At 74.0% G+C, this 12897-nt stretch carries 16 protein-coding genes; 8 read left to right on the forward strand and 8 right to left on the reverse strand.

Annotation, left to right across the window (positions count from 1 at the left end; translation table 11 throughout):
* Positions 1-7: 7 nt before the first annotated feature.
* The gene (locus tag ACFWA9_RS02970) at positions 8-1099 is read right to left on the reverse strand and encodes a GlxA family transcriptional regulator (RefSeq protein ID WP_380382598.1); all 1092 of its coding nucleotides are present in this window, start codon (positions 1097-1099) and stop codon (positions 8-10) included.
* 161 nt (positions 1100-1260) lie between these two features.
* On the opposite strand from ACFWA9_RS02970, the gene ACFWA9_RS02975 reads away from it, so the two are divergent.
* The 3 genes from ACFWA9_RS02975 to ACFWA9_RS02985 all read left to right on the forward strand — a co-directional run bounded on the left by ACFWA9_RS02975 (position 1261) and on the right by ACFWA9_RS02985 (position 3704).
* The gene (locus ACFWA9_RS02975; protein WP_380382600.1) at positions 1261-2097 is read left to right on the forward strand and encodes a S1 family peptidase; all 837 of its coding nucleotides are present in this window, start codon (positions 1261-1263) and stop codon (positions 2095-2097) included.
* Between the two features lie 109 nt (positions 2098-2206).
* Entirely contained in the window at positions 2207-2677 is a 471-nt protein-coding gene (locus ACFWA9_RS02980; RefSeq protein WP_380382602.1) for an NUDIX domain-containing protein, read from the forward strand.
* A gap of 49 nt (positions 2678-2726) precedes the next feature.
* Positions 2727-3704 carry a GlxA family transcriptional regulator gene (locus ACFWA9_RS02985; protein ID WP_380382604.1) on the forward strand — a complete coding sequence of 326 codons (978 nt, stop codon included), beginning with the start codon at positions 2727-2729 and terminating at the stop codon, positions 3702-3704.
* On the opposite strand, the gene ACFWA9_RS02990 is transcribed toward ACFWA9_RS02985, so the two are convergent.
* On the reverse strand, positions 3694-4596 hold the full coding sequence (locus ACFWA9_RS02990) for an aminoglycoside phosphotransferase family protein (RefSeq protein ID WP_380382606.1): 903 nt from the start codon (positions 4594-4596) through the stop codon (positions 3694-3696). The genes ACFWA9_RS02985 and ACFWA9_RS02990 overlap by 11 nt on opposite strands.
* Positions 4597-5050: 454 nt before the next feature.
* On the opposite strand from ACFWA9_RS02990, the gene ACFWA9_RS02995 reads away from it, so the two are divergent.
* Positions 5051-5554 (forward strand): carbonic anhydrase, encoded by a 504-nt coding sequence (locus tag ACFWA9_RS02995; protein WP_329486750.1) that lies wholly within the window; start codon positions 5051-5053, stop codon positions 5552-5554.
* Positions 5555-5659: 105 nt separating this feature from the next.
* Here ACFWA9_RS02995 and ACFWA9_RS03000 read toward each other — a convergent pair whose 3' ends face one another.
* Together ACFWA9_RS03000 and ACFWA9_RS03005 are read right to left on the reverse strand one after the other, a co-directional pair.
* The gene (locus ACFWA9_RS03000) at positions 5660-6028 is read right to left on the reverse strand and encodes a hypothetical protein (protein WP_380382608.1); all 369 of its coding nucleotides are present in this window, start codon (positions 6026-6028) and stop codon (positions 5660-5662) included.
* Positions 6022-6543: an alpha/beta fold hydrolase gene (locus tag ACFWA9_RS03005; RefSeq protein ID WP_380382610.1), complete on the reverse strand. Its 522-nt coding sequence runs from the start codon at positions 6541-6543 to the stop codon at positions 6022-6024. Before ACFWA9_RS03005 ends, ACFWA9_RS03000 begins: the two co-directional genes overlap by 7 nt.
* 128 nt (positions 6544-6671) lie before the next feature.
* Between ACFWA9_RS03005 and ACFWA9_RS03010 the strand changes: the two genes are divergently transcribed.
* Positions 6672-7217, forward strand: a complete 546-nt coding sequence (locus ACFWA9_RS03010) for a MarR family winged helix-turn-helix transcriptional regulator (protein ID WP_380382612.1) — start codon at positions 6672-6674, stop codon at positions 7215-7217.
* Between the two features lie 362 nt (positions 7218-7579).
* Here the strand turns inward: ACFWA9_RS03010 and ACFWA9_RS03015 are convergent, their stop codons facing one another.
* Positions 7580-8971 carry a sporulation protein gene (locus tag ACFWA9_RS03015; protein ID WP_380382614.1) on the reverse strand — a complete coding sequence of 464 codons (1392 nt, stop codon included), beginning with the start codon at positions 8969-8971 and terminating at the stop codon, positions 7580-7582.
* Here ACFWA9_RS03015 and ACFWA9_RS03020 point away from each other — a divergent pair.
* On the forward strand, positions 8958-9758 hold the full coding sequence (locus ACFWA9_RS03020; protein ID WP_380382615.1) for a nucleotide sugar dehydrogenase: 801 nt from the start codon (positions 8958-8960) through the stop codon (positions 9756-9758). The two genes, ACFWA9_RS03015 and ACFWA9_RS03020, sit on opposite strands and share 14 nt — an antisense overlap.
* 429 nt (positions 9759-10187) lie before the next feature.
* On the opposite strand, the gene ACFWA9_RS03025 is transcribed toward ACFWA9_RS03020, so the two are convergent.
* Positions 10188-10727, reverse strand: coding sequence for a hypothetical protein (locus ACFWA9_RS03025; RefSeq protein ID WP_380382617.1), 540 nt, complete (start codon positions 10725-10727; stop codon positions 10188-10190).
* A 126-nt stretch (positions 10728-10853) separates the two neighbouring features.
* Positions 10854-11258, reverse strand: coding sequence for a transposase (locus ACFWA9_RS03030; protein WP_380382717.1), 405 nt, complete (start codon positions 11256-11258; stop codon positions 10854-10856).
* A gap of 251 nt (positions 11259-11509) precedes the next feature.
* Here ACFWA9_RS03030 and ACFWA9_RS03035 point away from each other — a divergent pair, with 251 nt between their 5' ends.
* Positions 11510-12031 (forward strand): putative immunity protein, encoded by a 522-nt coding sequence (locus ACFWA9_RS03035; protein WP_359836568.1) that lies wholly within the window; start codon positions 11510-11512, stop codon positions 12029-12031.
* A gap of 101 nt (positions 12032-12132) precedes the next feature.
* Here the strand turns inward: ACFWA9_RS03035 and ACFWA9_RS03040 are convergent, their stop codons facing one another.
* A complete protein-coding gene (locus ACFWA9_RS03040) occupies positions 12133-12492 on the reverse strand; it encodes a VOC family protein (RefSeq protein ID WP_380382619.1) in 360 nt (119 codons plus the stop codon).
* Between the two features lie 201 nt (positions 12493-12693).
* On the opposite strand from ACFWA9_RS03040, the gene ACFWA9_RS03045 reads away from it, so the two are divergent.
* The gene (locus ACFWA9_RS03045) at positions 12694-12870 is read left to right on the forward strand and encodes a hypothetical protein (RefSeq protein WP_380382621.1); all 177 of its coding nucleotides are present in this window, start codon (positions 12694-12696) and stop codon (positions 12868-12870) included.
* The last annotated feature ends 27 nt before the right edge of the window (positions 12871-12897 follow it).

The following is a 12897-nucleotide window of genomic DNA, read 5'->3' on the forward strand; positions in this document are numbered from 1 at the left end:
GGTCCTGTCAGGACCAGGCACGACGATCGGCCGGCGCGGGGCGGTCGTGCGGGGGAACCGGTCGGTCGGCCCGGTCCGCTGCCGGGGCGTCGCCGGCCGGGCGGCCGTCGGCCCAGGTCAGGGTGGAGACGAGGGAGCGGAAGGCCGCCCGGTAGGTCCGGGGGCTGGTCCCCGTGTGGTGCTGGAAGTGGTGGCGCAGGTTGGCGGGCGTGCCGAGCCCCGTGCGGGTGGCGATGCGTTCGACCGGCTCGTCGCCGCGCTCCAGCAGGCGCTGCGCGAGCTGGATGCGCGCGCGGAGCAGGTACTGCAGCGGCGGCAGCCCGGTCTCGGCCCGGAAGCGCCTGGTCAGGCCGCGGACGGTGAGTCCGGCGTGGTCGGCGAGGTCGTTCAGCGTCAGCGGGCGGTCGAGGTGGGCCTCCAGCCAACGGAGCGTCGGCCCGAGCCGGGAGCCCCCGGGGTCCGGTGCGCGAGCGGTACCGGCGGTGGCCGCCGACCCGGTGGTGGCCGCCGGCCCGGCAGGCCCGTGCAGCTCCAGGAAGACCTGCCGCTCCGTCTCGATGGCGACCGGCTCGCCGTGGTCCAGGGTGATCAGCCGCAGGCAGAGGTCGACCCCGCCGAGCACCCCCGCCGCGCTGTGGAACGGCGCCGCGTCCGTGACCGAGCCCTCCGGATCGACCTCGATCCGGGGGTGGCGCGCGGCCAGTTCGGCGGCGTACCGGCGGCCGGTCGCGGCCCGCCGCCCGTCCAGCAGCCCGGTGGCGGCGAGGGTGAACGTCCCCGTCCCGATCGCACCGATCCGGCTGCCCCCGGCCGCCGCGGCCCGCAGCGCGTCGACGACCCCGGGCGGCGGCTCCGCGCGGAAACCGTCGTGGCCGGGCACCAGCACGGTGTCCGCACCCGCCAGCCCCTCCAGACCCCACGGTGTGTCGAGCCGGAACGGTGCCGGCGCCCCCGTCGTACGGAACCCGGGGCCCGCGCAGTACCGCACCTCGTACCCGACGTGCGGGTGGTGGCGCGCGGCGGCGCCGAAGGAGATCCCCGGCGCGGTGAGCTGGTGGCCCGGTACGCCGTCGAGGGCGAGGACAGCGATCACTGGCATGTCCAGAATTTAGCCGAGGGTGACATCGGAGCCGCTGTTCCGGGCGCGGGCCGGTGCGAAGGATGGGCGGTACGCGGCACCCGCACCGCCGGGGCGCCCGCGCCCACCTGATCCGAACACCCCGAAGCGCGCTCACGCGCACCCCGAACGAAGGACCTGCCATGCCCGCTTTCAGCTCCCTGGCCCGCCGAGCGGCCCGCGTCGCCACCGTCGCCCTGGCCGCGACGGTGTGCGCCACCGCCATGACCGGCAGCGCCGGAGCCATCGTCAACGGGACGGACGCCACCGGGCGCTACCCGTACATGGCCTCGATCCCGCTGACGGCCCCGACGCACGGCCTGCTCGACGGCGTCTGCGGGGCGACGCTGATCCACCCCCGGTGGGTGCTGACGGCGGGCCACTGCGTCGACACCCGGCCCGAGGTCGGCGTCGTCCTGGACGGCACCGTCCGGATCGGCTCGGACCGGCGCACGTCCGGCGGCACCGTGCGCACCATCGAGCGGACGATCACCCACCCCGGCTACGGGATCGGCACCGGTGGCGGCGGAGCCAACCAGGACGACCTCGCGCTGATCCGGCTGGACCGCCCGGTGAGCGAGCAGCCCGTCCGGATCGCCGACCGCGTCGCCCGGCCCGGCACGCCGACCCGGCTGCTCGGCTTCGGCAGCGTCGCCGACGTGGACACCCCGCAGCGGGCCGAGTTCGCGAACCGGCTCCAGCAGTTGGAGACCCGCCGGGGAGCCGTCGACGAGTGCGCCCCCGGGCGGGCGGGGTGGCTGCGCCTGTGCACGGTCAGCCAGGTGCCGGGCGCGATGGCCTGCTTCGGGGACTCCGGCGGCCCGCAGCTCCAGAAGGGCCGGGGCGGGCGCTGGGAACTCGTCGGCACCACCTCGGGGGACGGCGACACCGACCCGACCTGTTCGACCGGCCCGGGCCTCTACACCAGCGTTCCGGCGTACGCGGACTGGATCCGGCAGACGATCCACCAGAACGGCTGACCCCCGGCGGCGGCAGCACCCGGCGCTGCCGCCGCCCGGCCCCCGGCCGCCAGGGCAGTATGGGAACGCCGCCCCACCGGTCGCCGAAGAGTCGGAGAGAGCCGACCACGTGGCACGAACCGAGTTCTACGACGATCCCGGCGCGCCGGAGCCGAACCGGCTGGTGGTGGCGGCGTCGGCCGTGGTGACCGACGAGGACGGGCGCGTGCTGCTCCAACGGCGCACCGACAACGGCCTGTACGCGCTGCCGGGCGGCACGATGGACCTCGGTGAGTCGCTTCCCGGCGCCGCGGTCCGGGAGGTCCGCGAGGAGACCGGGCTCGTCGTCGAGATCACCGGGCTGGTCGGCACCTACACCGACCCCCGGCATGTGATCGCCTACTCCGACGGCGAGGTGCGGCAGCAGTTCAACGTCTGCTTCACCGCCCGCGTCACGGGCGGGGAGCTCCGGATCTCCGACGAGTCGACCGACCTGCGGTTCGTGGCTCCGGACGACATCGGGGACCTGCCGATGCACCACACGCAGCGGCTCCGGCTCCGGCACTACCTCGACCACCGGGCGACGCCCTACCTGGGGTGACCGCCGGGAGGGTGGCCACGCCGCCCCGGGCTTCGGGTACATTCCGGGTATGTCGGTCATCGCCGTCCTCGTGCCCGACGGGCTGCCCGGACACCACCTCACCACGCCGGGGCTGGTGTTCGGGACGGCGGCGCGTGAGCACCCGGGGGTCGCCTACGAGGTGCGGTTGTGTGCCGCGCCCGGGCCGGTCGGGATCGGGCTGCCGGCGCCGCTGGGCATCACCGTCCCGCACGGGCCGGAAAGCCTCGCCGACGCCGACATCGTGCTGCTGGCGGGGCGTGACGGCGCCCCGGCGGAGCCGCCGTCCGAGGTCCTCGACGTGCTGCGGGCCGTCGCCGCGCGGGGCGGCCGGATCGGCGCGATCGGCACCGGGGTGTTCACCCTCGCGGCCACCGGCCTGCTCGACGGCCGGCGCGCCACCACCGGTTGGCGGCACACCGCGGAACTGGCCCGGCGGCACCCCCGGATCGAGGTCGACCCGGTCGGCGCGGCGGTGGCCGACGGCCGCTTCCTCACCTCGGCCGGGATCTTCGGCGGGCTGGACGTCTGCCTGCACCTGCTGGCCCAGGACCACGGGGAGCGGACGGCCGGCGAGACCTCGCGGGAGCTCCTCACCCCCCTGCTGCGGCACGCGGACCGCGTCCAGGAAGGCATCGACCGCGAACTCGCCGACAGCGCGGGCCTCGAACCGACCCTGCGCTGGCTGAAGGCCCGCCTCCACCTCCCGCTGACCCCCGCCGACGTCGCCGCGCACGCCGGAATCAGCGTCAGCAGCCTCCACCGCCGGTTCCGCGCCCAGGCCGGCGTCAGCCCGCCGCAGTACCTGCTCCGGCTGCGCCTGGACCGCGCCCGCGAGCTGCTCACGGAGACCGACGAGCCGGTGGAACGGGTGGCGGCGCTGGCCGGTTTCGCGTCGGCCGCGAGCCTGCGGCAGCACTTCGCCCGGCTGACCGGCACCACGCCGCGCTCCTACCGCGCACGGCACCGGGCGGCCGCCGGGGCGCCCGCCCCCGGGTCTACCCCGTAGCCAGGACCCGCGCGAGCGCCGCCCGCCCGGCCGGACCCCAGGTCCGCTGCCCACCGGGGAGGCCGCGCTCCCCGGCCAGGCCGATGCCGATCAGGGAGAGGCAGCGCAGCAGCGCCCAGCCCCGTGCGCGCAGCACCGTCGCCGTGTCCACCTCGGCCGCGGTGGCCTCGGCGTAGGCGTCGAAGAAGCCGTCCGCCGCGCCTTCGGGCAGGAGCAGCCAGGCCGCCGCGAGGTCCGCCGCCGGGTCGCCGGCGCAGAGTTCGCCGAAGTCGAGCACGCCGGACAGCGTCCCGTCCGTGACGACGACGTTCGCCGGGTGGAGGTCGCCGTGCAGCCAGCGCGGCGGGCCCTCCCGGTCGGGCGCGGCGACGGCCTCCGCCCAGACCCGCCGGACGTCTGCCGCGACGTCGGCGGCGACGAGGTGGAACTGCGGCTCGAAGCCGCCGACGGCCTCCCTGGGCGGAGCGCCCCGGTTCGAACCGGGGAACGCCCCGGCGGGCGCCTCCCGGTGGAGCGCCGCGAGGAACTCCGCGAGCACGCCCGCCGCGTGGTCGCCACGCTCGATCGGCGCCCGGTCGGCCGGCTCGCCCGGGACCCAGCGCACCACGCTCCACGGCCGGGGGAAGAGCGCGGACGGCTCACCGGCCCGGACGTGGACCGGGATCGGCAGGGGCAGCCGCGGGGCCAGCACGGACAGCCACTCCCGCTCCTTGCGCAGCAGCTCCGGCGCCCGTTCCGTGCGGGGGATCCGTACGGCCAACTCCCCGCCGAGCCGCCACTGCTGGTTGTCCCACCCGGCGTCCACCCGGCGGATGTCCAGCCCGGCGAGGTCCGGGTGCTGCTCCCGCAGGAGTTCCCGCACCAAGGTCTCGTCGATCGCGAAGTCGGTCATGCGCGGCCCCGGGTTCCTGTGCTGTGGAGGGCCATTGTGCCCCGGGCGGGGGAGTCCGATCGCCTCGTTCGGGTGGTGTCGGGGCGATTCCCTGGCGGAGGTGGCGAGTTGGGTATTACCGTGCGGCCATGACCGAGCTCGTCCGCCGTCGTCACGTCGACTACGGCCGCCTGTCCAGCGCGAGTTGTCCGCTCGACCGCTGACGTACGGCCTGCCGCGCGCGCCTCTGCCGTGCCCCGCGCTGTCGCCGTCCGGTCCCCGTCGGTCGCCGCGGTCTCCGTGAGCGGGCCCGATGTCCCGAAGTGCCCGAGGCGGCCACGCCGTTCCGGCAGACCCGCCGGTGCCCCGCGCCCGGGCGCCTCCCGCGGTGAAACCCTGTCCTCACATGTCCTCGAATGTCCTGGAACGTCATCGAACGTCCTGAACATCCTGAACGTCCTCGAAGGAGACAGTCATGACCGAAGCCGGTGCCGCCACCGAGCACTACCTCCGCAACAACGCCGCCTACGCGGTCGACTTCCAGGGGCCGCTGCCGCTCCCGCCGGGCCGCCGGAGTGCCGTCCTGGCCTGCATGGACGCGCGGCTCGACGTCTACGCGGCGCTCGGGCTCGACGAGGGCGACTCGCACGTGATCCGCAACGCCGGCGGCGTCGCCACGGACGACGCGATCCGCTCGCTGGCGATCAGTCAGCGGCTGCTGGGCACGCAGGAGATCATCCTGATCCACCACACCGACTGCGGCATGCTGACCTTCGGCGACGATGCCTTCCGGGAGTCGATCCGGGAGGAGACGGGCATCAAGCCGCCCTGGGCGGCCGAGGCCTTCGCCGACCTGGAGGCGGACGTCCGGCAGTCCGCCGCCCGGATCCGGAACAGTCCGTTCGTCCCGAGGACCGACGCCCTGCGCGGGTTCGTCTTCGACATCGCGACCGGGAAGCTCGCGGAGGTGGTGCTGTAGCGGGGTGAGCGGTCCCGGTGCCCCGCCGTCGTGCCACGTCGCGCGGGCGGGGTGTGCACGTCGCGCGCGGAGTGTGCACGTCGCGCGGGCGGGGTGCCGGGGCCGTCACCAGGCCTGGGCGGCCAGCCAGTCGGCGATCGCGCCGCCGATCGCGTCGGGCCGGTCCTCGGGGGCGTGGTGCCCCGCCGGGCCGCAGTGCTCGACGGTCAGATGGCTGATGTGCTCCCGGCTCCAGGCGATCATGGCCTCGTCGATCAGCAGGGTCGGCGAGGAGTCGAAGGTCAGCAGCAGCTTGGGCACGTCCGTGCTGTCCGCGAGCCAGGCGCCGTAGGCGGTCATCCGGGCGACGACGTCGGCCGGCTCGCCGTCGATCGGCATCATGCGCGGCCAGGCGAGCAGCGGGCGCCGGCTCGCGGGGGTGGGGTAGGGGGCGCGGTACGGCCGGACGTCCGCCTCGGCGAGCGGGGTCAGCACGCCGCCCGTGAACGCGGTCTCGATGAGGACGTTCTGTTCGAGGACCAGTCGCTCGCCGACCCCGGGGTGCGGAACGCCTCGAAGCGGGCGCGGGCGGGCGCGGGGAGTTCCGCGGCTGCGAGGGGCTTGGGCATGGTCTCCAGCAGGACCACGCCCCGTACCCGCTCGGGATGGCGGGCGGCCCGGTCGAGGGCGAGTGCGCCGCCCCAGTCGTGGCCGACCAGGACGACGTCCCGCAGGTCCAGCGCGTCGAACCAGGCGTCCAGGTAGCGGGCCTGGTCGGCGAAGTCGTAGGCGATGTCGGGCTTGCCGGAGGCGCCCATGCCGATCAGGTCGGGGGCGAGGGCGCGGGCGCGGCCGGCGACGTGCGGGGTGACGCCGCGCCACAGGTGGGAGGAGGTCGGGTTGCCGTGCAGGAAGACCACGGGCGGGTGGCCCGGGCCGCTGTCGGTGCCGCCGGCGGGGGCGCTGTCCGTGTAGGCGATGTGGGAGTCGATGACGTCGACGGTGGGCATGGTCGGTTGGTCCTCTCGCGGTGCCGCGTGATTCGTTTGCCGCATTAACGTTCGTAGCACTAACGGTTTCGATACGCTCCCCACCGTATGTCGTTAGTGCGACTAACGCAATGAGTAGAATCAGGGCCATGGACACCCAGGGCGCCAAGGGCCCGACCCCGAGCCGGACCCCGACCCCGACGGGCGCCGCTGCCGCCGTCCGCGACGACGGCCCGGCCGACCATCCGGCGCCTGCCCGGGTGCGCGCGCTGCCGAGCAGGCTGCTGGCGATGAACGCGATGTACGCCGACCGCCTGGTGGGCGACGGCCTCGCCGCCGAGGGCGCCCGCAAGTGGCACTTCGTGGTCCTGGTCGCCCTCGCCGAGGCCGGCCCGGCCAGCCAGTCGACGCTCAGCCGGCGCACCGGCGTCTACCGCAGTGACATGGTCGCCGTCGTCAATGACCTCGCCGACCGCGGCTTCGTGGAGCGCACGCCCGATCCCGACGACCGCCGCCGCAACGTCGTCACGGTCACCTCGGAGGGGCGTGGCTATCTGCGCCGCCTCGACGCGATCGTCGACGCGGCGCAGGAGGAGCTGCTCGCGCCGCTGAGCGCCGCCGAGCGCGGCACGCTGACCGAGCTGCTGGCCAGGCTCCTGGACCACCACGCCAAGGTGGCGCCGCCCGCCGGCTGAGCGCGCCCCGGGCCCGGCCGGTCAGAGCAGGCCGAGGTGGTCCAGGGCGAGATAGGCCGCAGCGGCGTCGGTCAGCTCGCGTCCGCACCGAGACCAAGCAGGCCCCGGAGGACGAGAAGCGGCTGCGGAGGACCATCACCAAGCTCAAGGAGCCGGTTACCGACCTGACGGAGGAGAACACCGGGCTGAAGGGCCAGGTCACCCAGCTCGCCCTCGCGGGAGCCTTCCTGACCGGCGGTTGCGCAAGGCCGAGGAGCAGGCGCGGCTGCCCGACAACGTCCTGCGCTTCCCCAAGCACTGACCGGACCGGTCGACGGTCGGCCCGCTGGTCCCGGCAGCACCGCTGTCGGGACCAGTCAGGATCAGGCGGCGACGGTGAGCTCGCTGCGGGTCCGACGGAGGAAGTCGCGGACCGCTGTCTCGCGGCGCCAGGGGGTAAGAGCGGCGTTGAACTCGCGAACGTAGTCCTTGGCCCGGCTGGACTGGACGCGGGCGAGGATGTCGACGGCTTGGTTGCCGAGTTCCAGGCCCTGGTCGAGGTCCTTGCTCTGGAGGTGGGCGGTTCCGACGATCGCCAGGCGCATCCCGACCGAGCGGGTGAACACCCCGGGCTGCATGGCGGCAGCCTGAGCGTTCCAGGCCAGGGCCTCCTTGGGCTTCTCAAGATCGCGGAAGACCTCGGCGGCGTCGGCGGAGAGCCGGGCGTGGTGATAGAAGTCGATCCACGCCGGCTCGTCGGCGCGGTCGCGGGCTCGGTCGAGCAGTATCTCGGACGCCGCCAGAGCGGAGGCCGCCGCCTTCGCGTTGTCGTCGCGGGCATGGGCGCGGGCCTCGATGAGCTTGGTGAAGGCCAGCACCCGGGGGGCGGCCTGGCCGTTGGCGCGCGCGAAGGCGCCCTGGGTCATGTCGATGGCCTCGCTGGGGAAGCCCCGCAGCAGGGCCTGCATCGCCATGGTGGTGAGCACATAGCAGCCGAGCTGCACGTCGCCGCCGGCCCGGGCGAGGCGGAGGGCCTGGATGAAGTGGCGCTGGGCGACGTCGTGCTGGCCGATGTCGAAAGCGGTCCAGCCGGCCAGGCGGGACAGCTCGGCGGTCACCGAGAACAGCTCGCGGCCCACCTCGTCGGAGAACGTGCCGGACAGCAGCGGGGCGGCCCGGTGCTGGAGGCAGTCGGTGACGGAGTTTGCCTTCCAGCTGCCGCCGCCGTACTTCGAGTCCCAGCGGCGGGCCTCGTCGGCGGCGTCGCGGAGCTCGTCCAGGTCGGCCCGGCCGACGCGGGCGCCGCCGCGGTGGTCGGCACGGTCGTCGGCCGGGCTCACCAGCCACCGGGTCACCGGGGTCGTGAACGAGGCGACGGCGAAGCTGGATCCGGTGAGGAAGTCGCGGCGGTTCACGGAACTCCAGAACGAAGTGGCGACGCGCACGGCGTCGGCGGGCTCTCGCGGGAAATCCAACCCCACCGCGGCGCCCGGTGTCTCCGCATCCGCCATACCGATCTCCGCCAACTGCACGGGCCGGCCGAGCCGTTCGCCGATCGCCCGTGCAAGGAGCTTGGGCACCGGCCAGTCGGGGACCATGCCCCTGCGGCACCAGTTCGCGACCGAGGTATGCGTATATGTGGTGGTCAGCCCGGCCTCGTCGGCCAGCTGGTTCACGCGGTGGGCCAGCGACTTGTGGCTGGCGCCCTCGCATTGTTCGATCATCCGGGCCAGCGCGTCGTTCGGCGGCTTGGCCCGGCGGGTGGTCGACGCCACAGCGTCCCCCTCAATCCGTTCCCCGGCCGGGCACGGGGAGTCGTACTCGACTGGGCACGAGAATTCGTACGCCCGGCACCTGACGCCGGATCACCGAGGCAAGGGCGCCGCGAACGCCTTCCTCGCCACCAGAATCTCCTTCATCAACGCGATGGCAGAGCTCTGCGAGAAGACCGGCGCCGACGTCCGGCAGATCGCCCTCGCCCTGGGCTATGACCACCGGATCGGAGCCAAGGGCATGCGGCCCGGCCTCGGGTTCGGCGGTGGCTGCCTGCCCAAGGACCTGGCCGGCTTTACCCACCGCGCCGAAGAACTCGGCGCCGACACCGGTCTGCTCCGCCAGGTCGCGGCGATCAACCGGCGCCGGCGCGAGCACACCGTCGAGCTCGCCCGCGAGGCCCTCGGCGGCACCGTGACCGGCAAGCGGATCGCGGTCTGGGGCGCCGCGTTCAAGGCCCACACCGACGACATCCGCGACTCCCCGGCCCTCTCGGTCGCCGACGCCCTCCAGCGGGCCGGCGCCGAGGTCATCGTCCACGACCCCGCCGCGATGGAGAACGCCCGCAGGGCCTACCCCCAGCTCGACTACGCCGACGACCCCACCGGGGCCGTCACCGGCGCCGGGCCGCTGCTGCACCTGACCGACTGGACCCAGTACTCCGACGCCGACCCGGCCGACCTCGCCCGGCACATCGCCGTCCCCAAGGTCATCGACGCCCGCGGCAGCCTCGACGCGAACCGCTGGCGCGCGGCCGGCTGGACCTTCCGCGCCCTCGGCCGTCCCTGATCCGCACCGGCCACGCGGCTCATCCACAGACTCCCGGCCCGGCCGCCGCACACGGATGCACGGCGGCTGGGCACGGGCCTGGCACCATCCGAAACAAGAGATCAAGGAGGAGCACCATGAGTGACCCCCTCACCAGGTCGCGCGGCGCCGAGCTGCTGGCCGGCGCTCTCTCCGAGTTCGCGGCCGACCTCGCCGCCCCTCGTCCCGGCAGCGACGTCGCCTCCATTTCAAGACAGCGTCGCGACGCTGGACGGGCAGGACACTTACACCGTGAGGCGAGGCCAGCTCCTCCAGTGAGGGCGAGGTTGTGCAGCCTGGCTATTCCGAGCATCGCCGTGTAGACACTGCCGATCCCGACGCCGCCGTGATCACCAGCCACGTGAAGAGATCGTTCCACACCCGTGGACCTCGGAGAGCCGCGCATCAGCCTCAGCGGCTCTCCCGTGGCTCCAGGGAACCCACCTGTTCCATGCGCCGGATCTCCCGCTCTGCCGCTTCCAAGTGCCCGAGGTCGAGGGCCATCGCGGCACGCCCGGCGATGTAGAAGATGTCCTCGCGGATCCGACAGTCCAGCCCCGGTTGGCGGCACAAGGCCAGGAACCCCACCTCGAGACTGAGTTCGATGCGGCCCATCTCGTCCCGGACGTGGACCGGGAGTGCGGCGTGCCGGAGATCCTTGGCGTAGTCACGCGTCTGCCGGTCGGCCTCGTCAGGCCGGCCTTCCACGGGACGATAGGGGTGACCGGCCCACTCCGTGTCAGCCCACCAGACGAGTTCGTCCAGGCACTCCGAGGCGACCACCAAATCCGGGGGCGAGGCGGAGAAGGCCGCGTCGGCGCCGGCAACCAGCTGGGCGAGACGGCGTCGCGCGTCGTCGTCACCCGCCACGCACATCGCGACGAAGCCCGACAACACGTCGAGCCTGCGCGACACCTCCGCCCGCTGCCAGATCTCGTACAGTCCCGCCATCCACCATTCCCTCTCCACCGACCGCGTCTCCGCGCCCCGAACCCTACGACGCACCCCTGTCAGCCGGTCCAACGATTTTCCCGGGCTCAACGAACGAACCTCATGCAGGCTCGGTGCAGCGCGCGATCACGCGGCGAGTGCGTGGGCCCGCTGAGACCAAGCTGTCGCCTCGTCATACGGTGTGCCGGTCTTGAGGCAGCCGTGCAGAATGCCGACAAGCCGGTTGGCGAGTTGACGCAGGGCGACGTTGAATTCGATGCCGCGGGACCGTTGCTTCTCGTAGGAGGCCCTGGCACCGGCGGAGATCCGAAGTGCGGAGAAGGCCTGGGCGATCAGCGCGTCGATGAGCCGGTCGTTACGGACGTGCTTGGCGGTCACGACCTTCTTTCTGCCGGAGGCGCGGGTGATCGGGCTGGTGCCGGCGTGGTTCTTGCGGGCCTTGGCGCTGGCGTAGCGGTGCGGATCGTCGCCGAGTTCCGCGAGTACCCGGGCGCTGAGTATCGGGCCCAGCCCGGGCTGGGAGCGGATGATCTCAGCGTTGGGGTGCCGGCCGACGTGGTCCTCGACCGCCGTCCGGCAGTTGGAAGTCGACCCGGTCGACGGACCGGCCGAACTTGCCGAAGACGGTGGCGCGTTCGAGCTCGCGCCAGGGTGGGGTGGGGGTGTCGGTCGCCGTGGCCAGGACTGTACGGCCCCGGCCGGGTGACTCGGCGGACGACGGCGAGCGGGTGCACGGTGGCGGGCGGGCGACGGCGGGTGGCGGGGGCGGGCAGGATGGGCGGATGGACACGGTGACGATCAGCGACGAAGACCGCCGGCTCCTCGGAGCCTGGACCGCCGACTGCGCCGAGCGCGTCCTGCCGCTGTTCGAGGCGCGGGCCCCCGCCGACACCCGCCCGGGCGAGGCGATCGACGGCATCCGCGTCTTCACCCGCGACGGGAAGCGGACGGGGCGGCTCCGCGCCGTCGCCCTCGCGGCGCTCGCAGCCGCGCGTGACGTCGCCGACCCGGCGGCCACGGCGGCCGCCCGCGCCGCGGGCTACGCGGCGGCGAGCCCCTACATCCACCCGCTGGCCACCCCCCACCAGGCGAAACACGCCCTCGGCCCGGCGATGTACGCGGCGCACGCGCGGGAACTCGCGGCGGCCGGCGACCGGGCGGCCGGTGATGCGGAGATCCGGTGGGCGATCGAGCACGCACCGCCCGCCGTCGGCGCGATCCTGCGCCAGCTGCCGCCCTTCACCCCCGGCCGCAGCCGCCTGGACGCCTTCCGCGACCGCCTCGAAACCGAGCTGCGGGGCTGATCGGGGGCCCGGCCCTGGGGGCGGACGGCCGCTCGGGGGCAGGCCGGGCCGCGGAAGGTGCCGAACAACCAGCAGCGGGAGCGGTGTTCGGCGCGGTCCGGCTACGGGCCCTCGATGCCGACGACGGTGCCGAACGGGTCGCGCAGCTGGGCGATCCGGCGGCCCGGCGCGATCGTCAGCGGCCCGCGGTGGTGCGTGCAGCCTGCCGCCAGCAGCCGTTCACGGACGTGGTCGACGTCGTCCACGCCCCAGTACACGACCGGGCTGCCGCCCCGGCGATTGAGCGCGTCATCCGCGGGGTGGAACCCGACCTCGACCCCGGCGATCTCCACCCAGGCGTAGACGGACCCGGTGTCGCTGACGTCCGTGGTCACGGGCACGCCCAGGAACTCCCCCCACCAGCGGGCCGACGCCGCGGGGTCGAGCGCGAAGGTCATCACGGTGGTGACGCTCTTGAACACCGCATGCCTCCAGGGAGCTCGTCCACCCGTCCGGGAGCACCGCCGGCGTCGACGCGGAGCACCATCGTGTCAGACCGGGAGAGCGGGCCCCGCCGGTGCCGGTGCCCTGTGTACCGTGGAACTCCGCCGCCGACGCGGCTGACACGATCCGGCGGGGGAGCACCTGTGGAGCAGCGTCCGGATGCGGCTGACGGTCTCGGCATGTTCGGGTGCGGCCTCGTCCTCATGCTCCTCGTCTGGCTGGCCCTGGCGGGTCTCGCCCAGCTGCTCGGACTGGCCGACCGCATGAACTGGGTGGGATGGCTGATCGTCCCCCCGGCCGGCATCGGCGGTGTCCTCCTCGGTCGCGCGTACTTCGCGCGTCGCGGCCGGTCGTAGCGGCTCCGGCGGTTCGGTCGGCGCGGC

The organism is Kitasatospora sp. NPDC059973, from assembly GCF_042737525.1.
Classification (GTDB): domain Bacteria; phylum Actinomycetota; class Actinomycetes; order Streptomycetales; family Streptomycetaceae; genus Kitasatospora.